This window comes from Pseudomonas fjordensis (genome assembly GCF_976987115.1).
The window spans coordinates 5,405,763-5,427,517 of the sequence record NZ_OZ336860.1; the positions used below are offsets into that span (position 1 = coordinate 5,405,763).

Below are 21,755 nucleotides of genomic sequence, written 5' to 3' on the forward strand. Positions count from 1 at the left end.
AAGGCCATGACCGAAATACAGGAGCCTGTCGCCGCTCCCAACCGTTCGCTGGTTCGACGAACCGGGAGGAGCATTCTGCTTGTTCTGGGTGTTTTGCTCGCGACTGCCGCCCTCGTAGTCCTACTCAGCGCTGTCCTGATGAACATGTTCGACAGCGCCGAGCAATGGCAAGCCTGGCGCACCGACCACTATTGGCCGCTCTTTACCTGGCGCCTAATGCTTTATATCGCACTGACCGTTGCCTGGTTCAAATTCAAGGTACGGTTATCGAACTCAGAACGCTCGAAACGGCGCAAAGGCCTGTTGAAGATCGAGATAATGGTGATCTTATTATTTCTGATGGTTGAACTGAGCAAGGTGCTGTATCAGGCAGGGGGTGTTCTGTGACGCTCTACACCAATGACTATTTAGAGTACTACCTGACGTTGGTCGGTTGGATCATCAACAATGGTATCTGGGCGATGATTTCAGATACCGGTCTATTCGCCCTCCCCTTCTGCATCATCGTTATTCGAGAGTGGCTGAAAGTCCGTGGTGAGGGGGCCGATGAGGGCAACAAAGGCGTTCTCTCACTGGCACGTATCGAAACCAATATCTACGTTGGCTACATCGTAGTCGCATTCTTCGCTGTACCAGCCGTCAATGTGAGTTTTGATACCTTGGCATTTGACCAGAGTAGAGCTCAGCAATGTCAATACAACTTACCTAAACCCACAGACACAGGCTGGAACACAACATTCAGCTCACTGGCAGGAAAGAGTGCCCAGATGCCCATGTGGTGGGCATTAATGCATGCATTATCAAAGGGATTAACCAATGGCGCTGTAGCAGCAATTCCCTGCGGGACTGATTTACGGCAAGTACGCATGGAAGTTAGCAACACCAAGATCAACAACCCGCTATTGGCTCAGGAAATTGGCGACTTTACGCACGATTGCTATGGACCCTCCCGTGCCAGATTATTCATGCGCCAACCCGAATTGGGAGCGCAAGGGAATGACCCTCGTTTTGCGCAGGAACTCAGCTGGATTGGTTCGCACTATTTATTGAACACCTCGGGTTATTACGACACGGACTACTCCAAAACTCCAAGGGCATCATGGCCCTATAACGCATCTCGTGATGTGGGTTTACCACAAGTGGGTGGAGGTGGGGGCTATCCAACTTGCAAACAATGGTGGTCAGATAGCGGAGTGGGACTGCGGGACCGTATCAAGGCTCAAGTGTCGCCGGACCTCATGACCAAAATGCTCGGCTGGGCAAAGTGGTTGTCCCCGGACGAAGTCACTGACTCGCTTGTCCGGCAACTGGTCTCGCCGTCGAACCAGGTGAAAGGGGATGTTTATACGGACTACGGGGGACAAATCGACGGAACTGTGTGGAATGGTGCAGCCCGGGCAGCGGGGACTCTCGGGGTTGCATTAGGATCTATGGCCTATTTTCCAGCGATGGACATGGTTCGCCAGGCGCTACCGATGGTCATGGCGTTCTTGAAAATGGCGATGGTGATTTGCATTCCCTTGGTGCTAATCGTCGGGGCTTACCAACTAAAAGTGGCCATGACTATGTCCGTTGTTTTTTTCGCTCTGATATTCGTGGACTTTTGGTTTCAACTGGCTAGATGGGTCGATACCACGATATTGGACGCTTTATATGGAGCCGGTTCTCCGCATTTATCATTTGATCCTGTGATGGGTTTGAACACTGCCACCCAGGACGCAATCTTAAACTTCGTGATGGGCTCGATGTTCATCATCCTGCCAGTGTTTTGGATGGGCGCGCTGGGATGGGCAGGGGTGAGCGCAGGAAAAGCATTGGAAGGCCTTACCAGCGGAACAAAAGATGTTCAAAAGGCAGGTCAGGAAGGGGTGAATACTGTCAAACGTAGCGTTATGTAACGTAAGGGTCTCATATCATTGATATGAGACCCTTAATCATCGTCGTCTACACGTTGACCAGCAACATAGTACCCATAGCCATCGGGGCCATAGCATTGACCATACTCTATCTGGTTTCTGCGAGGCGTAGGTCTGTGATTCAACGCCCAGAGCCCTCCACCCAAAACCAAGGTAAATACTGCAACGCTGATAATCCCGCTGAAAATGTCTGCAGAAAAATATAGGAGTACGGCAGCCACAACCAGACGCTTGACCCAACGCAGGGTACGGTTCTGACTGCACCAAACGAGGCGCGCAGCCTGACCCAGGCCATAGCCTAAGCGACTTGCTACTCCCTGAGAGGTCTGTGCGGTCATGGTGCGTCTCCTTCTTACCCGGTCTAGGGGCGATTTGACATTACTTATAATACCGATTTTTCTATGCTGCAAGATCATGAGACAAACGGCCTTTGCCTTCAGCACCAGATGCCCCCCTTTCACAACAAAAATGGCCCAAAAGGTAAAAGGTTTTGTAGAAGCGAATGGAATGGTTCACAAGGGTAAAAGCCTTACCCGAAAGGGCCGCTTTCAGCGGGAAAAAGGTCCAATCTCATCAACGCATCTCGCGAGTCGAATAAACTTCAACTAACTCGTCTTCTGTAAAATTACTAAGCAAAGAAAAGTATTCAGCTCTGGACTCAACCGTCAACGGTTGGATAGAACCTAAATTAATAAGAGTTGAAACAGCCTCGTCAGGAGTCATTTCGCTAGTAAGTGGGGCTCTCTGCCCAGAGTAATAAACCTTGTCAGACGCAATAGCTACATCCAGCAGTTCACGTACTTCACCATAACGAGCGGAACGCGCAGCGGTTAGAAACACTCCATCAAAAATGATCAAGACGCTATCAACGTGAGGAATAATATATTTAGCTAAGGCGACAACCAGAGGAAGGTTGTTGTCCCACCTTGCTTCCTCATCATCAAGATCATTCCCTACACTAGCAAAAAGAATGATCTCATCACACTTATTGTCACGTATCAAATCACAAAGTGCCCAAACATTATCTGAGGTTGATTTCGTAGCGTAGCGAAGTGAAACCATCATTTTTTCCTCACATAGTCGATCTGCGGCCCCGTGCCCTTAGACCCAGCCCTTTCAAGGTCTTCTGTAAAATCCCCTGAAATTCATTCAGGGGGTACCTAAACGATGTGGGCGGAAGTTCTAGCGCGTTTCGAAAAAAAAGCACCTGCCAGTGTCATGGCCAAACTGGCGCTGCAGCAGGCTATTGCCCCCGAGTGGATTGATCAGGTTTTCGAAGAACACCGGCAACGGCAGTATTCTCGTGAGCTATTGTTCTCGACCATCATCAAGCTAATGTCCCTTGTTTCATTGGGCTTGAAGCCATCTCTGCACGCCGCCGCGCGACAACTGGAGGACCTTCCGGTCAGCCTGGCGGCTCTCTACGACAAGATCAGTCGTACCGAGCCTGCTCTGTTGCGCGCCCTGATTACGGGCTGTGCACAGCGCCTGGCTCCAACCATCCGGGAGCTGGGCTGCACGGCGATGCTGCCGGGTTGGCAGGTTCGGGTAGTGGACGGTAATCACCTGGCATCCACTGAAAAACGTCTGGGAGCTTTACGCAACGAGCGCGGCGCCGCTCGTCCCGGTTTTTCGGTTGTTGCATACGATCCCGATCTGGATCAGGTCGTCGACCTTCAGGCGTGTGAGGATGCCTACGCAAGCGAGCGCGTTTGTGTGCTGCCTTTATTGGCCAATGCCGAGCCAGGCCAAGTGTGGCTGGCTGACCGGCTTTATTGCACGCTCCCGGTTATGGAGGCTTGTGAGCAAGTCCAAACTTGCTTTGTCATTCGTCAGCAAGCCAAGCATCCACGCTTGATTCAAGAGGGTGAGTGGCAAGAGCCAGTACCTGTGGAAACTGGCACTGTGCGTGAGCAGATCATCCAGGTCAAAGGCGGTTACCAATGTCGGCGTGTCGAACTGACGCTTCATTCGCCAACGGACTCCGGCGACAGCAGCTTGATGTTCTGGAGCAACCTGCCTGAGAGCGTCAGTGCGCAACAGATCGCCGAACTGTATCGCCGCCGCTGGAGCATTGAAGGTATGTTCCAGCGACTGGAAGCGATCCTGGAAAGTGAGATCGAAACCCTTGGCAGCCCAAAGGCTGCCTTACTGGGGTTTGCAACGGCGGTATTGGCTTACAACGTCCTGGCTGTTCTCAAACGCAGTGTTGAACAAGCTCATCGGGATACCCAGCCTGAAGGATGGGAAGCCTCGATTTACCATTTAGCGGTTCAGGTCAGGAGTGGATATGAGGGAATGCAGATTGCGCTGCCCTCGGAACATTTTCCTGTCATTCCGTTGGAAAAACTGGCTCAGCACTTATTGGCGCTTGCCAGAAATATCCAACCTAAACAAGTTGCGAAAAGCCCCCGTGGCCCCAAGGTACCCAAGCCCAAAACATGGGTTAAAGGCACCGCGGTGAATGCGCATGTTTCAACGGACCGGATAATCAAGGCTGCCAAGACGAAAAGACCTTGAAAGGGCTGGCCCTTAGACCGAAACGACGATAATTCTGCATTCCTTTCTCCGTCACCACCATAGAAAGATGGCTCTTCGCCAAAAGAAATACCCGAGGCAACCAGTGATCCTTTCCCCTTGCTCGCCCCCCCTTTGATAGGAGAAAAGCCTGCCCCATGAATCATTTACGGAGCAGGCGATGTTCTCTATTTTCCGCCGCAATAAAGCGCTACCCGCCCAAAGCCCCTCCCCTAACGGTTTTATACAGCCGGCCTCTAGCCAAGCACTACTGGCATCGCCGCGCCGTCAGAAACTACTGGAGAACATTTGGCAGCGCGCATCGTTATCTCGCTCACAGTTTGTCGAGCTCTATAGGCGTCCACTTGAGCGCTACGCGGAGTTGGTCCAGCAGCTCCCTGCTTCGCAAAACCACCATCATGCACACCCTGGCGGCATGCTGGATCACGGGCTTGAAATCGTCGCCTATGCCTTGAAAATTCGACAGAGCTACCTGCTTCCTATAGGCGCACCGCCGGAGTCTCAATCAGCACAGGCTGAGGCCTGGACTGCCGCCGCGGCTTACGGCGCTCTGATACACGACCTCGGCAAGATCGCCGTCGACGTGCACGTCGAGCTGGCAGGAGGTAAAACCTGGCACCCGTGGCACGGCCCAATCGATCGTCCCTATCGATTCCGTTACGTGAAAGGACGCAACTACCAACTTCACGGAGCCGCTGCCGCACTGATCTACGCGCAGATCCTCTCCTCAGAAATCTTAGATTGGCTCAGTAATTTCCCCGAAGTGTGGTCGCAGTTAATCTTCATTTTGGCTGGTCAGTACGAACATGCCGGCATTTTGGGAGAGATCGTGGTCAAGGCCGATCAGGCGTCCGTCGCACAGGAGCTCGGTGGAAATCCAGCCCGCGCGCTGTCCGCGCCCAAACAGTCTTTGCAGCGTCAATTAGCAGATGGGTTGCGTCACCTGGTCCGAGATACATTCAAACTGAATCAACCCGATGGACCGTCAGATGGATGGCTGACACAGGATGCTCTTTGGCTGGTTAGCAAGCCTATTGCTGATCAATTGCGAGCCTATTTGCTGACCAAAGGCGTTGAAGGTGTACCCAGTACGAATGCGCCTTTCTTCAACATGCTGCAAGATCAGGGGGTAATCCAAACCAATGCCCAAGACAAGGCAATCTGGAAAGCCACGATAGACAATGGTCGTGGCTGGCGAAACACCTTCACCCTGCTGAAGCTCTCACCGGCACTGATCTGGAATGATCCAAGTGATCGGCCCACAGCTTACGCTGGGACTCTTGAGGTAGAAGCTGGCAACCCGGTAGAAGACTCTGCAGCTGAAAATACCGTCGCCACACCGGCCAAAAAGTTGCCTTCGGAAATTCAATCCAGCCCTGTGCCGGCGCCTTTAGCACCGGCACAGCCATCACCGTTCGAACTACCTCAGCATTCCTCGAGCAGTACAGATGAATTTGACGAGCTACTGGCGCTCCTTGGTAACATCAATGAGCCATCAGAAGACACCAAAAACAAAGCGGTCTCAGCGGCACATACCGCGCCTCCGAAACTGGATGAAATCCAGCCTTCCCAAACCTCCAATCAAGGAGGTGCGCCTTTAGCAATAATCGAAGAAGTCACTCCGATGCCTAGCAATAACACCGAGATCGGTCAGGGATTTGTTGAATGGCTTAAGAAAGGCATCGCATCCCGGACCATCATTATCAACGATACCAAAGCGCTGGTTCATACCGTAGCAGGGACCGCTATGCTGGTAACGCCTGGAATTTTCAAACGCTACGTCCTTGAATTCCCCCATATCGAACAGCAAGCCAAAGTACAGCAAGTCAGCGCCTGGCAGCTGGTTCAACGTAGTTTCGAGAAACAGAAACTTCATCGAAAAACGCATAAGAGTTTGAATATTTGGACCTGTGACGTTGTTGGACCTCGAAAATCCAAGCAGCTCAAGGGGTACTTACTACTAGACCCGCGAACAATCTTCTCTGAGGTCCCTTTCGACAATATCAGCCTGTCCTTGAAGTCAGAAGCAACGGAGCCGCCACAATGACGACGCCCTCGAATCTGACGGAGGAATACATCTTTGCCCATGATCTGCGGCCTGCCAGTGCAAAGATCTATCGCGCCTCGACCAAAGCACTACTCAAGCATTTCCGAACGGCCTCAGTTGAGGAGATCGATCATCGTGCGGTTCTGACATGGCGAAAAAAAGTCCTTGAGAACGGATTATCCAAACGCAGCTGGAACACCTATTCAAATCACCTTCGAACTGTTTGGGGCTACGCCATAGAACACGGCCTGATGACCCATACCACGATCAACCCATTCAAGAAAACCAGCGTTATCCCACCAAAGCGAGCCAGCAAGACAATCAATGGAGACGCCATCCAACGAGCACGCAACTGGCTCATATCCCTTGTAGGCCAAGAACGTTGTACGCATGAACGTAGCCAGATCACACCTGCCTGGTTCTGGCTCAGCGTCTTCGAGATGTTTTATTACACAGGCATACGTCTGAATGCCCTGCTGTGCCTGCGTTACAAAGATATCGACTGGGACAGCCAGATGATCTTGGTCCGCGGTGAAACAGAGAAGACCCATCGGGAGTTTTTCCTCCCCATTATGGAAGGACTCGCTCCACACTTATCCAGGATCTTGGGGGAGGCCGAGAAAATCGGTTTTTCACCAGACGATCAGCTGTTCAACGTCAACAGATTCTCTCGTCACTTCCATGGCAAGGAAATGAACATCGACCAGGTGGAGTCAATGTACGGCAAGCTCACCGATAAGATCGGCGTGCGCATGACCCCTCACCGCTTCAGGCACACATTAGCAACAGACTTGATGAAGCAGCCTGAGCGAAACATTCATCTCACGAAAAGCCTGCTGAATCATTCGAATCTAGCGACAACGATGAATTACATAGAGGCGGACTACGACCATATGCGTGCTGTTCTACATGAGCGGAGTCGGGCTCAGGGCGCTCTGAGCCGAGTGACACGGGTTGATCCAAGTGGCAAACCCTCTGCCCCCTTACCCGCCAAAATAGGTGTGCATTCACAGGAAACCGCTCAACCAGAGCCCAAGAAGCTGCCAGCTCCACAACAATCTAGCAGCACAGAGGTCAGTATTGATCGGCGGACCAAGTCGACTGGCCGAAGCGCGCTACAGAAGGCTCTCGAGCTCGCATCTGCGCAACTGCATCGCGAGTCAATGACATGCTCTATGGACCCACCAGTAGATCAAGTAGAGCAGAGTCTACTATTGACGCTAATGGCGAGCGGGCTTGGTGTCGGCACATTCAGGAAACGCACCTCAACTGAGCATTCAATGCGAAGCTCATCATTTTCCAGAGCATCGCCCTAGTACGCTCATAATCAAAGCGCACTGGCTATAGGGAATTCTGGTTGGCCAGAGGCTTTCGCATGCCCGGAATAAAGAACCAGGTCGAAATCCGGATTTTTTCCAGACGAACGGTACGACTTTGCTCAAGGCACAAAAAAAGGCGTCATAAAGACGCCTTTTTCATTAAATATGGTCGGGGTAGGGGGATTCGAACTCCCGACATCCTGCTCCCAAAGCAGGCGCGCTACCGGACTGCGCTATACCCCGGAATGCGCATCGCAAAGCCTATGCACATTGACATCATGACGAACCGAAACTACTGTTCGCCTCAGACGGCTGCATGTCTACGGCGATATCTAAGTGCTGTAACACTTTCCAAAACCGTAAAACCGCCTCTATCAGAGCTAGAACCTCTGATTCTAAGATTTGATTCCAGCGTCAACTGGTCTCAAAAATGGTGGGTCGTGTGGGATTCGAACCTACGACCAATTGGTTAAAAGCCAACTGCTCTACCAACTGAGCTAACGACCCGCTGTGTGGTGGCGCGTATAATACTGATTTCTAAGGATTATTCAACACCTTATTTTAAATAAATCAGAAAAAACGCATTTGAACGGTAATTCGGTGGGTAGAACGCGTCTCGCAGCCGCCTGATCAGCGCCCCGGCTCGTCGTTCCACAGGTACTTGTGCAGCTGCAATTGCAGGCGCACCGGCAGGTTGTCCGCCACTACCCAGTCCGCCAGCTCCCGGGCGTTCAGGTCGTGATGGCTGGGCGAGAACAGCACCTCGCCCGCCCGACGCTCCAGGCCATACTGGATCAGCTTGGAGGTGGCCCAGTCATAATCGTCGCGAGAACAGATGACGAACTTGACCTGATCGTTGGCCGTCAGCAAGTCGATGTTCTCGTAGCGGTTGCGGTGGGCTTCCTTGGAGTCCGGGGTCTTGAGGTCGACGACGCGGCTGACGCGCGAATCGACCGCAGAGATGTCCAGGGCGCCGCTGGTTTCCAGTGAGACCTCGTAGCCGGCGTCACACAGTTGCTTGAGCAATGGGATGGCGTTGGGTTGCGCCAAGGGCTCGCCGCCCGTCACGCAGACGTAGCGCGGCCGGTAGCCGGCAACCTGTTCCAGGATGTCGTCGAGGGTGCGCACGGTGCCGCCACTGAAGGCGTAGGCGCTGTCACAGTACTGGCAGCGCAATGGGCAGCCGGTCAACCGTACAAAGACAGTGGGCAGGCCAGCAGTGCGCGTTTCACCCTGCAACGAGTAAAAGACTTCGGTAATACGTAATGTGTCTTGCATAGTCGCCACGGGCGTAACAGCTAAACAGGCTGTCCGCCTCCGTCAGGCACTTCAAGGGATTGCGCCAACGCGTCAACCCCAGGAAGCGTGTTTCATAAAAGGGCGTGGATTCTAACGAAAAAACCCGCGACAAGCGCGGGTTTCTTCTAAACGGCTGCATCGCTTACAAGCGTTGCAGGTCCCGTTGGGCCAACTGAGCCGCGGAGGTACCCGGGTACTGGGCAACCACCTGCTGCAGAATGCCTTTGACCTTGTCGGTATGACCCAGGCGGCGCTCTACGTCAGCGAGTTTGTACAGCGAATCCGGAACCTTGGCGTGCTTGGGGTACAGCTGGCTGACCTTGGCAAAAGCCTGGCCCGCCGCTTGCAAATCACCCTTTGCCAGGTTGACCTCACCCAACCAGTACTGGGCATTGCCCGCGTATTGGCTGTTAGGGTATTTGCGCAGGAAAGCGGTAAAAGCCTGGCTGGCTTTATCGAAGTCCTTGGCCTTGATCAGGTCGAAGGCTGCATCGTAATACAGTTTTTCCTTCGCAGGATCACCCGGCTCGCTGCTGGCAGCAGGGGCAGCAGCAGCGACCCCCGCTGCGGCGCCACCGGCAGCGGCACTGGGTGCGCCACCGGCAGAAGAATTATCAGGAGTAGCGGCAGGTGCAACACCGGCTCCAATACGACGATCAAGATCCTGGTATCGCTCCAGGCCTTCTTGCTTCAGCTGACGCACTTCATTTTGCAGAACTTCAATGGTGCCTTGTTGCTGCGCCAATTGATCCTGCATGCGTTGCAGCTGGTTGAACAGCTCGCCCTGTGCCGAGGGAGCGGACGTAGCCGCTCCCCCCGCATAGGCGCCGTTCGTGCCATAACCTGCTGGCGGATAACTGCTCCCGCTATTGTTATAGCCTGAGTTGCTATCCGTTACAGGAACCGCAGCCCACACCGCAAGCGGTGCGAAGCTGAGAGCCAATACAGTTAGAGCACGACGGCACGTTCGCATGACGAATTACTTACGCAGTTCGACGCGACGGTTCTGAGCCCACGACTGTTCGTCGTTGCCAGTTGCAACTGGACGCTCTTTACCGTAGGAAACCAGTTCCAGTTGGCCTGGAGCAACACCTTGCAGTACCAGGTAGCGCTGAACGGCTTTCGCACGACGCTCGCCCAGAGCCATGTTGTACTCACGAGTACCACGGGCGTCAGTGTTACCTTCCAGAACAACGCGAGCGCCGTTAGCTTTCAGGTCCTTGGCATGAACGTCCAGAGCGCGCATGGCTTCTGGCTTCAGGTCCGAACTGTCGTATTCGAAGTAGAAAGTGGTGATAGCGCGCAGAGCAGCTTCTTCGCTCAGGGAGCCGTCGACCGCACCAGTGTTGGCGCCGTAACCAGCGTTTGGATCAACAGCTGCGCCTTCACCGGCATTGTCGCCGCCTTTAGAGGAGCAACCAACGGCTACGGACAGAGCCAGAGCCAGAGCAGCAAACTTACCAAACTTCAGCATTTCCATCGTGAAACTCCTAATGAACCCCAGTGTGTTAAGTACTTCTTTTTGTAGCGCCGCGTCAGTTCAGGTAAGGGGACCAGGATGGTTCTCTGACTTCGCCTTGTGCGGTAGGAAGTGGGAGCCTTACGCGTCCATTGATGGACACGAGCATCAAGACTCCCCGGCCCTGCTGGCGGGTGGCGTAGATTACCATGGTGCCGTTGGGCGCAACAGTGGCTGACTCATCAAGGTTGGTATCTGTAAGGATTTTTACGGTTCCGCGCTGCAAATCCTGGGCCGCAACCCGGAAATTAGTGAAACCATCCTGACGGTGAATCATCACCAACGTCTTTTCATCGGCCGAAAGCTTGGGGTTGGCGTTGTAGTTACCAATAAAGGTCACACGTTCCGCACCGCCGCCGTTCACATTTGCCTTGTAGACCTGAGGCTTGCCGCCACGGTCGGAGGTGAAGTAGATAGTCGAGCCATCCTTACCCCAGAACGGTTCGGTGTTGATGCCCGGGCCGCTGGTCACACGCGAGAGCTGACGCGAGGCCATGTTCATCACGTAGATATCCGGGTTGCCGTCCTTGGACAGCACGAAAGCCAGGCGTGAACCATCCGGCGACCAGGCTGGCGCACCGTTGAGGCCTTCGAAGTTGGTGATCTGCTCACGACGGCCAGTATCAATGTGCTGCACAAAGATGCGCGGGCGACGCTGTTCGAACGATACGTAGGCAATACGCTTGCCGTCTGGCGCAAAACGCGGCGACAGGATTGGCTCACGGGACTGCAGCAAGGTCACTGCACGTGCACCGTCGTAGTCCGAACGCTGCAGGGTGTAGCGGGTGTTGTCTACAGAGAAACGCTCAGCCGTGACATACAGCAGGCGCGTCGAGAACGCCCCTTTGATACCGGTGAGTTTTTCAAACGACTGGTCCGAGATGTAGTGGGCCATGTCGCGCAATTGCTCGGCGGTACCCGATACGCTGCCGGTCAGAACCTGCTGCTCGGTGGCCACGTTGAACAACGTGTACTGGATCTGCAGGCGACCACCGGCCGGCGTGATGCTGCCGACCATCAGGTATTGGGCACCCACCGCCTTCCAGTCACGGAAGATGACTTCGCTGGCCTGGGTTGGCTGGCTGATCATGTTGCCTTTTGGAATCGGCGCGTAGTAACCGGAGTTACGCAGGTCGTCGCTGACGATCTGGGCCATGTCGTCCGGCAGCACGCTGCCGCCCTGCCAACCGAACGGCACGACTGCAATCGGGGTGGCCCGATCACTGCCGCTGGTTACCAGGATGTTCTTTTCATCCGCCGCCGCTATCCCTGCCATACAGCAAATAACGACAAGCATTCCTCGAAGAAGGTTTCTCACAAGGCTAGATCCTCAGGTGTGAATGTCATCTTGAATGAACGATAGGGAGCGAAGTCACTTGGTTTCATTCCCTGCATCTCGGTCAACCGGCCAATATTCTTGACCGCGGCAACCGCCGAACTGTCGAACGAACCGTCACCACTGGACTTGGCCACGCTGACCGAAGTCACCGTACCGTCCGGCAACATGCCGATCTGCAGCACTACTGTCATGCCCTTACGTGCCGAAGGTGGACGTGTCCAACCTTCTGCTGCCCGCGCCCGAATCAGGTCGTCGAAACTGCCCGCGACTTCATCGCCACGCTCATCGGCCAAGGCTTGCTGACGCTGCGGCGTGTCGGAAAGCAAATCTGCCAGGGCCTGGGCCTTTTTCTCTTCGGCGGATTTGCGTGCTGCTTCCTGGGCCTTCTTCTTGGAGGCGTCGGCGGCAGCTTTCTTCTTCGCTTCGTCGGCGACTTTCTTCTTCGCCTCGTCTGCTTCAGCTTTTTTCTTGGCGTCTTCGGCGGCTTTCTTCTTCGCGTCTTCGACGATCTTTTTCTTGGCTTCTTCAGCGGCCTTTTTCTTGGCCTCTTCTTCGGCAGCCTTCTTGGCTTCTTCTTCCGATTTCTTCTTGGCTATATCAGCCAATTGTTTCTCTTCGGCCTTTTTCGCTTCGGCAGCTTTCTCGGCTTTCTTGGCTTCATCAGCCTTTTTCGCCTCGTCGGCCTTCTTGGCTTCGTCAGCCTTTTTCGATTCCTCGGCCTTTTGAGCCGCCTCTTCTTTCTTTTGTTCCGCAGCAGCCTTCACCGCTTCCTGCTCGACCTTCTTCTGTTCCATCTGCTCGACTTCAGTCTGGCGCGCGGCCGACTTCTGGGCCTCACCCGCAATCTTCTGATTGGTCTGGGTGGTGGCCTGGCTTTTCGATTTCAGCTGATACAGGGTCGCCTGCACGATCGGCTTGGCTGGCGGCAAATCCGGCGTCATGGCAAAGCTGACGAACAGCATGCCGAACACCAGGACGTGCAGGGCAATTGCCCACACGCCAGGCCAGAAGTAGCTTTCCGAGGCGGACGGCTCTCGCTGTTGCTGCATCAGGGCGCCTCGGTAATCAAGCCAACGTTACCGACGCCGGCCTTCTGCAGCCCGCCCATGGCACCCATGACGGAGCCGTAGTCGACCGACTTGTCACCCCGGATAAACACCTGGGTGTGCTTGCCGCCTTCGTTGCCGGAGCGAATGATCTTGGTCACCGCGTCGGTCATGGCCGGCAAGGTCAGGGCCTTGTCCTGCTGCTTTTGCGTGTCGACTTCGCTGCCAAGGTTCCAGTAATAGGTCTTGTCAGCCTTGATCGAAATGGTCAGGACCTGAGTGTTGTTGTCCTGCGGCAAGGCTTCACTGGAAACCTTGGGCAGATCAACCTTCACGCCCTGGTTGAGCATCGGCGCGGTCACCATGAAGATCACCAGCAGTACCAGCATCACGTCGATGTAGGGCACTACGTTCATCTCGGCGACCGGCTTGCGCTTTTTGCGAGCTCGAGCGATTAAAGCCATTGGGAATTACCTGCTTATTCTTCGCTGGTGTGCACTTTACGGTGCAGGATCGCCTGGAATTCATCGGCGAAGGTGTAGTAACGGCCGATCAAGGTTTCGCTGGTGGCGGCAAAACGGTTGTAGGCGATTACTGCGGGGATAGCGGCGAACAGGCCGATCGCGGTGGCGATCAGGGCTTCGGCAATACCCGGGGCCACGGTGGCCAGCGTGGCTTGCTGCGCCTGGGCCAGGCCGCGGAAGGAGTTCATGATGCCCCATACGGTACCGAACAGGCCGATGTACGGGCTGACGGAACCCACGGTGGCGAGGAACGGCAGGCCCTGCTCAAGTTTCTCTTCTTCGCGGGAGATGGCAACGCGCATGGCACGGGCCACGCCTTCCATCACCGCTTCCGGGTCTACACCAGGCTGCTGGCGCAGACGGGAGAATTCCTTGAAGCCGGCACGGAAGATCTGCTCGACGCCCGAGTCCGGGTCCGGGTTGCTGCCGGCCTGGCGGTACAGCTTGGACAGGTCGATACCCGACCAGAAGCGCTCTTCAAAGCTCTCCAGGGCACGTCGACCGGCACGCAGCATGTTGCTGCGCTGAAAAATCATGACCCAAGAGGTAACCGATGCGGCTACCAGGGTCAGCATGACCAGTTGAACCACGACACTGGCATTGCTGACCAGGCTCCACATGGAGGAATGGTCGACGACGGTAGGTTCCACGCTAAATCTCCTGCTTTGATTGTTGACCCGCGCCGCTCACGGCGGCAAAGGCCGCACGTAGAGTTTCGGGAATGGCCCGAGGTTTCAAGCTGTTGGTGCGCACACACGCCACCAGGAACTGCCCCTCACAGAGCAGCGTTGCATCCGTGGCCCGCCTGACCTGCTGTTTGAAACGCAGGCTGGCACGGTTCAATTCGATGACTTCGGCACTGACCAGCAATTCGTCGTCCAGTCGCGCCGGTGCGTGGTAACGCGCCTCGCTGGAATGCACGACGAATAACAGGTCCTCGCCTACCAGCTCGGACTGGGCAAAACCCAACTCCCGCAGCCGCTCGGTTCGAGCCCGTTCCATGAATTTCAGGTAATTGACGTAATAAACGATGCCGCCGGCATCGGTGTCCTCGTAATAAACGCGACAGCGATGTGCGAACGACTGATCCCCGTTTTGCGCGCGCATACTCTAGTGCTTACTCCTCAGGTTGCCAATTGGCTGGGCAACTGTTTTTTCATTCCTGAACGCTTTCAAATGACGACGCCAGACACTGGGACAGCACAAAGCTCGGATAAATCACCCCACATGACAAATACCCTGTAGGAGCGAGCTCGCTCGCGAAGAACCTGAGCGCGCCACGTATAACCAGACATACCGCATTATCGTTGGCGTTTTTCGCGAGCAAGCTCGCTCCTGCAATTTTTTAATCGTCTACTGCATCGAGGAATTCGTCTACCACGGGCATCTCTCCCAATCGTGACGGAATGTTTAGCCCAAAGTGCAGGTAAGCATGACGCGTCACCACCCTGCCCCGCGGGGTTCGCATGATGTAGCCCTGCTGGATCAGGTAGGGCTCCAGCACATCCTCAATGGTATGGCGTTCTTCACTGATGGCTGCGGCCAGGCTGTCCACGCCGACCGGGCCACCGTCGAATTTCTCGATCATGGTCAAAAGTAGGCGCCGATCCTGGTGATCAAAACCATGCTCGTCCACGTCCAGCAGGTTCAACGCCAGGTCCGCCACCGCCTTGGTGATGTGGCCCTTGGCACGCACTTCGGCAAAATCGCGCACGCGGCGCAGCAAGCGGTTGGCGATGCGTGGCGTACCGCGGGCGCGCCGGGCGATTTCAAAGGCGCCTTCCGGGTCCAGGGGCAGGCCAAGGATACTCGCTGACCGGCTGACAATGGTCGCCAGATCGGCGGTGCTATAGAACTCTAGACGTTGAACAATGCCGAAACGGTCTCGCAGCGGGTTGGTCAACATGCCTGCGCGGGTGGTCGCGCCCACCAGGGTGAATGGCGGCAGGTCGAGCTTGATCGAGCGGGCCGCCGGGCCTTCGCCGATCATGATGTCGAGCTGGAAGTCTTCCATGGCCGGGTACAGCACTTCCTCGACAATCGGCGACAACCGATGGATTTCGTCGATAAACAGCACGTCATGGGGTTCAAGGTTGGTCAGCAGCGCCGCCAGGTCACCCGGCCGTTCCAGCACCGGGCCGGAGGTGGACTTGATCGACACGCCCATCTCCTGGGCGATGATATTGGCCAGGGTGGTCTTGCCCAACCCCGGCGGGCCGAAGATCAGGGTGTGGTCCAGGGACTCACTGCGCCCGCGCGCGGCTTGGATAAACAGCTCCATCTGCTCGCGCACGGTGGGCTGGCCGATGTATTCGGCCAGGCTCAGGGGGCGGATGGCCCGGTCCTGGACTTCTTCACGGTCACGCGGGCCGGTGGCCGCGATCAGACGATCGGCTTCAATCACTTAAATCATTCCCTTCAGGGCACGGCGAATCATGTCTTCAGCGCTCAGGCTCTTGTCCTTGATGGCCGATACGGCCTTGCTGGCTTCCTGGGGCTTGTAGCCCAGGGAGATCAGCGCATTGACCGCATCGCTTTCCGCGCTGGCAACCTGGGCCGCCGGCATATCCGGCTGGTTCGGTACCAGGGCGAACATGCTCGGTACCACCTCCCAGGCTTTGAAGCGGTCCTTGAGCTCGACCAACAAGCGCTCGGCGGTCTTCTTGCCCACCCCCGGCACCTTGGTCAGGGCCGAGGTGTCCTGGGCGGATACGGCACGCACCAATTCATCCACTTCCAGGCTCGACATCAAGGCCAGGGCCAATTTGGGCCCCACGCCATTGAGGCGAATCAGCTCGCGGAAGAAATCGCGGTCGCGCTTGCCGATAAAACCATAGAGTAGTTGCGCGTCTTCGCGCACCACTAAATGGGTGTGCAAGGTTATCGGCTCGCCGACCGACGGCAGGCGATACAGGGTGGTCATGGGCACTTCCAGCTCATAACCCAACCCATTCACATCCAGAATCAGGTGCGGCGGCTGTTTCTCAGCCAGGGTGCCGCGCAAGCGTCCAATCACGGTTCAGATCCTTAAAGCTTGGGGGTCAGTGCAAGGCCTGACCGCAAAAATAACGATTGCGCTGATGCTATCAGAGACGCAGGCGCCCGCCACGACTACGTGCTGCTCCCAAGCCATGAGGCAGCAGGCTGGAGCGGGTATGGGCATGGCAAATGGCGATGGCCAGGGCGTCCGAGGCGTCGATCTGCGGCTTGGACGTGAGCTTGAGCATATGCATGACCATCATCTGCACCTGCTCCTTGTTGGCGCCACCGGTGCCGACCACGGCCTGCTTGACCTGGGTCGCGGTGTATTCAGCGATCTCCATGCCCTCCTCGGCACCCGCCACGATGGCGGCGCCACGGGCTTGGCCGAGCTTCAGCGCCGAGTCGGCATTCTTGGCCATAAACACTTTTTCGATGCCCATGGTGACCGGGCCGTAGGTCTGGATGACTTCACGCACGCCGCGATAAACGATCTGCAGCCGCTCGGCCAGCTCGCCGGCACCGGTGCGGATGCAACCCGAGGCGACATACACACAGCCGCGTGGGGTTTGCTGCACCACGCCAAAACCGGTGATGCGCGAACCGGGGTCGATACCTAGGATTAAAGTCATAACGCCTGCGGGTTTATCAGTTGAGGCGTCAGAAGCGACGCTATTCCACTGTAGGAGCGAGCTTGCTCGCGAAAAACTCGATAGCGACGCGGGGTGTCAGATACCCAGCGTTATCGTTAACGACCTTCGCGAGCAAGCTCGCTCCTACAATGGTGGGTGTCAGGTGAGTTGTTCGGCTACCGATTCCGGGATGTCGGCATTCGAATACACATTCTGCACATCATCCAGATCTTCAAGCATGTCCAGCAGCTTCAGCACCTTTTGCGCACCGTCCAGGTCCAGTTCGGCACTGGTGGTCGGCAGCATCACGATTTCCGCGTCGGTGCCGTTGAAACCAGCGGCTTCCAGGGCGTTACGCACGGCGTAGAAGCTGGCGAACGAGGTAAACACATCGATGGAGCCGTCTTCGTTGGTCACGACGTCATCGGCATCCGCTTCCATCGCAGCTTCCATCAGCGCGTCTTCATCGGTGCCGGGTGCGAAGGTGATCTGCCCCTTGCGCTCGAACAGGTAGGCTACCGAGCCATCCGTGCCGAGGTTGCCGCCGCATTTGCTGAACGCATGGCGCACGGCTGCCGCGGTACGGTTGCGGTTGTCGGTCATGCATTCGACCATCACCGCCACGCCGCCCGGGCCGTAGCCTTCGTAGGTCAGCTCGACCATGTCGTCGGTATCGGCTGCGCCAGCACCACGGGCCACGGCACGGTCAATGATGTCGCGGCTCATGTTCGCGCCCAGGGCCTTGTCCAGCGCCAGGCGCAGACGCGGGTTGGAGCCCGGGTCACCGCCACCCTGGCGGGCTGCGACGGTCAGTTCGCGAATCCACTTGGTGAAGATCTTGCCTTTCTTGGCATCCTGACGCTCTTTGCGGTGCTTGATGTTCGCCCACTTGGAATGGCCAGCCATAACACAACTCCGAAATTCTCTAAAAAACTTATCAATCCCGCCCTTCCGGCGTAATGCCGTTCAGTTAAGCGTATATCGCCCTCTGTAGGAGCGAGCTTGCTCGCGAAAAACGTCAACGATAACGCGTGTTTCCTGATAGAACACGGCGCCGGTGAGTTTTTCGCGAGCAAGCTCGCTCCTACAGAAAGCCTTAACTGAACGGCATTACGCCCCAGGCGAGATTTCCCTCTTTTAAACGCAAAGGCGCATCCGAAGATGCGCCTTTTTGACTGCCTACCACTTTATCGCGCTTTCACGCAGCAGCCTTACTCAGCCTTCGGCGTCTCGCGCAGACGGATGTGCAGCTCACGCAAGGCCTTGGCATCCACCACACCCGGCGCCTGGGTCATGACGTCCGCAGCGCTCTGGGTTTTCGGGAAGGCGATCACTTCACGGATCGACTGGGCGCCGGTCATCAGCATTACCAGACGGTCCAGGCCGAACGCCAAGCCACCGTGCGGCGGCGCGCCGTATTTCAGGGCGTCGAGCAGGAAGCCGAACTTCTCTTCCTGTTCCGCTTCGTTGATGCCCAGCAGGCGGAAGACCGCTTGTTGCATCTCTTTGCGGTGGATACGGATCGAACCGCCACCCAGTTCAGTACCGTTGAGCACCATGTCGTAGGCACGGGACAGCGCGCCTGCCGGGTTGGCTTCCAGCTCCTGCGGGGAGCACTTCGGCGCAGTGAACGGGTGGTGCAAGGCGCTGAAGCTGCCGTCGTCGTTCTCTTCGAACATCGGGAAGTCCACAACCCACATCGGTGCCCATTCGCAGGTCAGCAGGTTCAGGTCGTGACCGAGCTTGATACGCAGCGCGCCCAGGGCTTCGCTGACGATCTTGGCCTTGTCGGCGCCGAAGAACACGATGTCGCCATCAACCGCACCGACGCGATCAAGGATCGTGTTCAGGTTGGCTTCAGGGATGTTTTTCACGATCGGCGATTGCAGGCCGTCGACACCGTTGGCGCGCTCGTTGACCTTGATGTAGGCCAGGCCCTTGGCACCGTAGATGCCGACAAACTTGGTGTAGTCGTCGATCTGCTTGCGCGGCATGCTCGCGCCGCCAGGCACGCGCAGGGCGGCGATACGGCATTTAGGGTCGTTGGCCGGGCCGCTGAACACCTTGAAGTCGACATCCTTGAGCTGGTCGGCCACGTCCACCAGTTCCAGCGGGTTACGCAGGTCTGGCTTGTCGGAACCGTAGCGGCGCATGGCTTCTTCGAAGGTCATGTGCGGGAATTCGCCGAACTCCAGGCCCAGCACTTCCTTGAACAGGTTGCGGATCATCTGCTCGGTCAGGCCCATGATCTCTGTTTCATCGAGGAAGCTGGTCTCGATGTCGATCTGGGTGAATTCCGGCTGGCGGTCAGCGCGCAGGTCTTCGTCACGGAAGCACTTGGCGATCTGGTAGTAACGGTCGAAGCCGGCCACCATCAGCAGTTGCTTGAACAGCTGTGGCGATTGCGGCAAGGCGAAGAAGCTGCCGGCGTGGGTGCGGCTCGGTACCAGGTAGTCACGCGCGCCTTCCGGGGTGGCCCGGGTGAGGATCGGCGTTTCGACGTCCAGGAAGCCGTTTTCGTCGAGGAAGCGGCGGATGCTGGTGGTCATGCGCGAACGCAGGCGCAGCTTCTCGGCCATTTCCGGACGACGCAGGTCCAGGAAGCGGTAGCGCAGGCGGGTTTCTTCGCCCACGTCAGAGTATTCGTTGAGTGGGAACGGCGGGGTTTCCGACTCGTTCAGCACTTCCAGCTCATAGCCCAGCACTTCGATGCCGCCGGACGCCATGTTCTTGTTCACGGCACCGGCCGGACGCAGGCGTACCTTGCCGGTGATCTTCACCACGTATTCGCTGCGCACGCGGTCGGCGGCGGCGAAACTCTCGGCGCGGTCCGGGTCGAACACCACCTGGGCCAGACCATCACGGTCACGGATATCGAGGAAGATCACCCCGCCGTGGTCGCGGCGACGGTGAACCCATCCGCAAAGGGTGATTTCCTGACCTTCCAGGGTCTCGTTCAGTTGGCCGCAATAGTGGCTGCGCATCATGGTCGTGGTTTCACTTCTCGTAATTCGAAATTCGGTGGCAGGCCTGCCTCGTCACCGTGCAGTTAAGCAGGGGACGGATAATGCAGGAGCCTGCGCGTAGAGTTCAACTCAGTCTGCTTTGTCGCCGCCCGCCAGGTTCTTCTTGGCGCCGGTCTTGAAATCGGTCTCGTACCAGCCGCTGCCGCTCAGGCGGAAGCCCGGCATGGACAACATCTTCTTCAACTCAGGTGCCTGGCAGGCAGGGCAATCGACCAGCGGCGCGGCGCTGATCTTCTGAATGGCTTCCAACTGATGACCACAGGAAGCGCATTGATAGTCGTACATGGGCATGGAGATGTCTCGGCGATCAGATCGTTACAGCGCCACGCCCTGCCCTGTGCATAAAGCTCGGCATGCGCAGCAAAGCGCGGGATTATATCTGGTAAATCAACACAGCGCAGCCGGCTTTGTGCCCAGGGCCCGGCCCGCCGGGATGACGGGCCGACCATCGGACTACTGCGTGAGCGTATCCCCCGTCGTGAGGGCGCCCCGGCCTTTGAGCACATGGACCACGCACACCACCCTCACCAGCCCACTGAAGTTCTTTACGCCTCCGTAACGCAAATGCACTTCCCGATCGACATAGGACAACAACGCACTGACCGAACAGGTATTGAGCCTGGCGATTTCCGTCAGGATGTTCCAATAGATCTGTTCAAGGCGCAGGCAGGTAGAAAACCCATTGAGCCTGACCGACCGGGACAGTGGCTTGGCCAGTCCCATATCAAACCCCTTCGAAAAAGGGTCAACTTTTATCTTGTGAAAACCACAGGCTTCCATCACTCCCTTACCCACTCCACGTGACATACACCTGACACTCCATTGCCAAACAGCAGCCAACAGGTTTCTCCCATTGGACGATGGGCCTATAAAACAGCAGCCAGCGCAGAGCAGCCAGAAGACGGGGAGTAGTTAGTCGTAGGACAACGCCAGGAAGCGCAGGGAAACCAGCAGGCAGCGCCCAAAAGGCGCCGCCTGGGTTTAACCGTTACTGGTTTTCGAGCAGGGAGCGCAGCATCCACGCGGTTTTCTCGTGAACCTGCATACGCTGGGTCAAGAGGTCCGCCGTCGGCTCATCACTGACTTTGTCGAGCAATGGGAAGATGCCTCGCGCGGTACGTGTGACCGCTTCCTGGCCGGCCACCAACTGTTTGATCATCTCTTCGGCGCTCGGCACACCCTCTTCTTCCTTGATGGAAGACAGGCGCGCGTAAATCGAATAGGCACCCGGCGCCGGGAAGCCCAGGGCACGGATACGCTCGGCAATGGAGTCCACTGCCAGCGCCAGTTCGTTGTACTGCTCCTCGAACATCAGGTGCAGCGTACGAAACATGGGGCCCGTGACGTTCCAATGGAAATTGTGGGTCTTCAGATACAGAACATAGGTATCGGAAAGCAGGCGGGAAAGTCCGTCGACGATGGATTTACGGTCTTCTTCACTGATACCAATATCGATTGCCATGTGTTTCCCCTTCAATTGACGAGCATTCATTGATCAGGTGCAGCTCCACTCTAGCAAGAGAGTGCGCCATGTGCAGCCCGACACACCCGAGCGACATGCGGCAAATCGC

The 21,755-nt window shown here is 56.4% G+C and carries 23 protein-coding genes, 2 tRNA genes and 1 pseudogene; 5 read left to right on the forward strand and 21 right to left on the reverse strand.

Annotation, left to right across the window (positions count from 1 at the left end; translation table 11 throughout):
- Nucleotides 1-6 precede the first annotated feature (6 nt).
- Nucleotides 7-387 (forward strand): hypothetical protein, encoded by a 381-nt coding sequence (locus ACWHXD_RS24740; RefSeq protein ID WP_008432858.1) that lies wholly within the window; start codon nucleotides 7-9, stop codon nucleotides 385-387.
- Nucleotides 384-1,898 (forward strand): conjugal transfer protein TraG N-terminal domain-containing protein, encoded by a 1,515-nt coding sequence (locus ACWHXD_RS24745; protein ID WP_008432856.1) that lies wholly within the window; start codon nucleotides 384-386, stop codon nucleotides 1,896-1,898. The genes ACWHXD_RS24740 and ACWHXD_RS24745 overlap by 4 nt, the downstream gene beginning before the upstream one ends.
- A 32-nt stretch (nucleotides 1,899-1,930) precedes the next feature.
- Here the strand turns inward: ACWHXD_RS24745 and ACWHXD_RS24750 are convergent, their stop codons facing one another.
- Nucleotides 1,931-2,254, reverse strand: a complete 324-nt coding sequence (locus tag ACWHXD_RS24750; RefSeq protein ID WP_008432855.1) for an Ac45/VOA1 transmembrane domain-containing protein — start codon at nucleotides 2,252-2,254, stop codon at nucleotides 1,931-1,933.
- A gap of 235 nt (nucleotides 2,255-2,489) precedes the next feature.
- Entirely contained in the window at nucleotides 2,490-2,978 is a 489-nt protein-coding gene (locus ACWHXD_RS24755) for a hypothetical protein (RefSeq protein WP_499084770.1), read from the reverse strand.
- A 156-nt stretch (nucleotides 2,979-3,134) separates the two neighbouring features.
- On the opposite strand from ACWHXD_RS24755, the gene ACWHXD_RS24760 reads away from it, so the two are divergent.
- The 3 genes from ACWHXD_RS24760 (at nucleotide 3,135) to ACWHXD_RS24770 (ending at nucleotide 7,817) form a co-directional block, all read left to right on the forward strand.
- A complete protein-coding gene (locus ACWHXD_RS24760) occupies nucleotides 3,135-4,436 on the forward strand; it encodes an IS4 family transposase (protein ID WP_074059269.1) in 1,302 nt (433 codons plus the stop codon).
- A 178-nt stretch (nucleotides 4,437-4,614) separates the two neighbouring features.
- A complete protein-coding gene (mobH, locus tag ACWHXD_RS24765) occupies nucleotides 4,615-6,501 on the forward strand; it encodes a MobH family relaxase (protein ID WP_008432854.1) in 1,887 nt (628 codons plus the stop codon).
- Nucleotides 6,498-7,817, forward strand: a complete 1,320-nt coding sequence (locus tag ACWHXD_RS24770) for a site-specific integrase (protein WP_008432853.1) — start codon at nucleotides 6,498-6,500, stop codon at nucleotides 7,815-7,817. The genes mobH and ACWHXD_RS24770 overlap by 4 nt, the downstream gene beginning before the upstream one ends.
- Before the next feature lie 169 nt (nucleotides 7,818-7,986).
- Here the strand turns inward: ACWHXD_RS24770 and ACWHXD_RS24775 are convergent.
- The 19 genes and pseudogenes from ACWHXD_RS24775 to ACWHXD_RS24865 form a co-directional block, all read right to left on the reverse strand.
- A tRNA-Pro gene (locus ACWHXD_RS24775) sits at nucleotides 7,987-8,063 on the reverse strand.
- 188 nt (nucleotides 8,064-8,251) lie between these two features.
- Nucleotides 8,252-8,327: transfer RNA gene (locus ACWHXD_RS24780), tRNA-Lys, on the reverse strand.
- A 123-nt stretch (nucleotides 8,328-8,450) separates the two neighbouring features.
- Complete coding sequence (gene queE, locus ACWHXD_RS24785) at nucleotides 8,451-9,098, reverse strand: 7-carboxy-7-deazaguanine synthase QueE (RefSeq protein ID WP_003193859.1); 648 nt, start codon at nucleotides 9,096-9,098, stop codon at nucleotides 8,451-8,453.
- A gap of 163 nt (nucleotides 9,099-9,261) precedes the next feature.
- A complete protein-coding gene (ybgF, locus tag ACWHXD_RS24790) occupies nucleotides 9,262-10,092 on the reverse strand; it encodes a tol-pal system protein YbgF (RefSeq protein ID WP_032895511.1) in 831 nt (276 codons plus the stop codon).
- A 6-nt stretch (nucleotides 10,093-10,098) separates the two neighbouring features.
- A complete protein-coding gene (gene pal, locus ACWHXD_RS24795) occupies nucleotides 10,099-10,599 on the reverse strand; it encodes a peptidoglycan-associated lipoprotein Pal (protein WP_003193861.1) in 501 nt (166 codons plus the stop codon).
- A 55-nt stretch (nucleotides 10,600-10,654) separates the two neighbouring features.
- Nucleotides 10,655-11,935: a Tol-Pal system beta propeller repeat protein TolB gene (gene tolB / locus ACWHXD_RS24800; protein WP_032874245.1), complete on the reverse strand. Its 1,281-nt coding sequence runs from the start codon at nucleotides 11,933-11,935 to the stop codon at nucleotides 10,655-10,657.
- A 17-nt stretch (nucleotides 11,936-11,952) separates the two neighbouring features.
- Nucleotides 11,953-13,026 carry a cell envelope integrity protein TolA gene (gene tolA, locus ACWHXD_RS24805; RefSeq protein ID WP_003193863.1) on the reverse strand — a complete coding sequence of 358 codons (1,074 nt, stop codon included), beginning with the start codon at nucleotides 13,024-13,026 and terminating at the stop codon, nucleotides 11,953-11,955.
- On the reverse strand, nucleotides 13,026-13,478 hold the full coding sequence (gene tolR / locus ACWHXD_RS24810) for a protein TolR (protein ID WP_161793227.1): 453 nt from the start codon (nucleotides 13,476-13,478) through the stop codon (nucleotides 13,026-13,028). The genes tolA and tolR overlap by 1 nt, the downstream gene beginning before the upstream one ends.
- A 23-nt stretch (nucleotides 13,479-13,501) precedes the next feature.
- Complete coding sequence (tolQ, locus tag ACWHXD_RS24815; protein WP_003193865.1) at nucleotides 13,502-14,197, reverse strand: protein TolQ; 696 nt, start codon at nucleotides 14,195-14,197, stop codon at nucleotides 13,502-13,504.
- 1 nt (nucleotide 14,198) lies between these two features.
- Entirely contained in the window at nucleotides 14,199-14,654 is a 456-nt protein-coding gene (gene ybgC, locus ACWHXD_RS24820) for a tol-pal system-associated acyl-CoA thioesterase (RefSeq protein WP_003193866.1), read from the reverse strand.
- Between the two features lie 238 nt (nucleotides 14,655-14,892).
- Nucleotides 14,893-15,951 carry a Holliday junction branch migration DNA helicase RuvB gene (gene ruvB / locus ACWHXD_RS24825; protein ID WP_003193867.1) on the reverse strand — a complete coding sequence of 353 codons (1,059 nt, stop codon included), beginning with the start codon at nucleotides 15,949-15,951 and terminating at the stop codon, nucleotides 14,893-14,895.
- Nucleotides 15,952-16,563, reverse strand: a complete 612-nt coding sequence (gene ruvA / locus ACWHXD_RS24830) for a Holliday junction branch migration protein RuvA (protein WP_138762279.1) — start codon at nucleotides 16,561-16,563, stop codon at nucleotides 15,952-15,954.
- Between the two features lie 70 nt (nucleotides 16,564-16,633).
- Entirely contained in the window at nucleotides 16,634-17,158 is a 525-nt protein-coding gene (ruvC, locus tag ACWHXD_RS24835; protein WP_019821257.1) for a crossover junction endodeoxyribonuclease RuvC, read from the reverse strand.
- A 46-nt stretch (nucleotides 17,159-17,204) separates the two neighbouring features.
- A pseudogene (locus tag ACWHXD_RS24840) lies at nucleotides 17,205-17,321 on the reverse strand (outer membrane lipoprotein carrier protein LolA); the annotation flags it as partial.
- Nucleotides 17,318-18,064 (reverse strand): YebC/PmpR family DNA-binding transcriptional regulator, encoded by a 747-nt coding sequence (locus ACWHXD_RS24845; RefSeq protein ID WP_003193870.1) that lies wholly within the window; start codon nucleotides 18,062-18,064, stop codon nucleotides 17,318-17,320. The pseudogene ACWHXD_RS24840 and the gene ACWHXD_RS24845, both read right to left, overlap by 4 nt.
- 305 nt (nucleotides 18,065-18,369) lie before the next feature.
- Nucleotides 18,370-20,145 (reverse strand): aspartate--tRNA ligase, encoded by a 1,776-nt coding sequence (gene aspS / locus ACWHXD_RS24850; RefSeq protein ID WP_032895509.1) that lies wholly within the window; start codon nucleotides 20,143-20,145, stop codon nucleotides 18,370-18,372.
- Between the two features lie 108 nt (nucleotides 20,146-20,253).
- Complete coding sequence (locus ACWHXD_RS24855) at nucleotides 20,254-20,475, reverse strand: FmdB family zinc ribbon protein (RefSeq protein WP_003193872.1); 222 nt, start codon at nucleotides 20,473-20,475, stop codon at nucleotides 20,254-20,256.
- Between the two features lie 162 nt (nucleotides 20,476-20,637).
- Nucleotides 20,638-20,991: a ribbon-helix-helix domain-containing protein gene (locus ACWHXD_RS24860; protein ID WP_032895508.1), complete on the reverse strand. Its 354-nt coding sequence runs from the start codon at nucleotides 20,989-20,991 to the stop codon at nucleotides 20,638-20,640.
- A gap of 181 nt (nucleotides 20,992-21,172) precedes the next feature.
- On the reverse strand, nucleotides 21,173-21,646 hold the full coding sequence (locus ACWHXD_RS24865) for a Dps family protein (protein WP_003193874.1): 474 nt from the start codon (nucleotides 21,644-21,646) through the stop codon (nucleotides 21,173-21,175).
- Nucleotides 21,647-21,755: the final 109 nt, after the last annotated feature.

What these genes read in the sequence shown, in the direction of transcription:
- ACWHXD_RS24770 (WP_008432853.1), top strand. Translation starts at nt 6,498, where the DNA reads ATGACGACGCCCTCGAATCTGACGGAGGAATACATCTTTGCCCATGAT.
- ACWHXD_RS24845 (WP_003193870.1), bottom strand. Translation starts at nt 18,064, where the DNA reads ATGGCTGGCCATTCCAAGTGGGCGAACATCAAGCACCGCAAAGAGCGT.
- ACWHXD_RS24755 (WP_499084770.1), bottom strand. Translation starts at nt 2,978, where the DNA reads ATGGTTTCACTTCGCTACGCTACGAAATCAACCTCAGATAATGTTTGG.
- ruvC (WP_019821257.1), bottom strand. Translation starts at nt 17,158, where the DNA reads ATGACTTTAATCCTAGGTATCGACCCCGGTTCGCGCATCACCGGTTTT.
- ACWHXD_RS24740 (WP_008432858.1), top strand. Translation starts at nt 7, where the DNA reads ATGACCGAAATACAGGAGCCTGTCGCCGCTCCCAACCGTTCGCTGGTT.
- ACWHXD_RS24860 (WP_032895508.1), bottom strand. Translation starts at nt 20,991, where the DNA reads ATGTCACGTGGAGTGGGTAAGGGAGTGATGGAAGCCTGTGGTTTTCAC.
- ACWHXD_RS24750 (WP_008432855.1), bottom strand. Translation starts at nt 2,254, where the DNA reads ATGACCGCACAGACCTCTCAGGGAGTAGCAAGTCGCTTAGGCTATGGC.
- ybgC (WP_003193866.1), bottom strand. Translation starts at nt 14,654, where the DNA reads ATGCGCGCGCAAAACGGGGATCAGTCGTTCGCACATCGCTGTCGCGTT.
- queE (WP_003193859.1), bottom strand. Translation starts at nt 9,098, where the DNA reads ATGCAAGACACATTACGTATTACCGAAGTCTTTTACTCGTTGCAGGGT.
- mobH (WP_008432854.1), top strand. Translation starts at nt 4,615, where the DNA reads ATGTTCTCTATTTTCCGCCGCAATAAAGCGCTACCCGCCCAAAGCCCC.
- aspS (WP_032895509.1), bottom strand. Translation starts at nt 20,145, where the DNA reads ATGATGCGCAGCCACTATTGCGGCCAACTGAACGAGACCCTGGAAGGT.
- ACWHXD_RS24760 (WP_074059269.1), top strand. Translation starts at nt 3,135, where the DNA reads ATGGCCAAACTGGCGCTGCAGCAGGCTATTGCCCCCGAGTGGATTGAT.
- ACWHXD_RS24855 (WP_003193872.1), bottom strand. Translation starts at nt 20,475, where the DNA reads ATGCCCATGTACGACTATCAATGCGCTTCCTGTGGTCATCAGTTGGAA.
- tolB (WP_032874245.1), bottom strand. Translation starts at nt 11,935, where the DNA reads ATGCTTGTCGTTATTTGCTGTATGGCAGGGATAGCGGCGGCGGATGAA.
- pal (WP_003193861.1), bottom strand. Translation starts at nt 10,599, where the DNA reads ATGGAAATGCTGAAGTTTGGTAAGTTTGCTGCTCTGGCTCTGGCTCTG.
- tolA (WP_003193863.1), bottom strand. Translation starts at nt 13,026, where the DNA reads ATGCAGCAACAGCGAGAGCCGTCCGCCTCGGAAAGCTACTTCTGGCCT.
- ACWHXD_RS24865 (WP_003193874.1), bottom strand. Translation starts at nt 21,646, where the DNA reads ATGGCAATCGATATTGGTATCAGTGAAGAAGACCGTAAATCCATCGTC.
- ybgF (WP_032895511.1), bottom strand. Translation starts at nt 10,092, where the DNA reads ATGCGAACGTGCCGTCGTGCTCTAACTGTATTGGCTCTCAGCTTCGCA.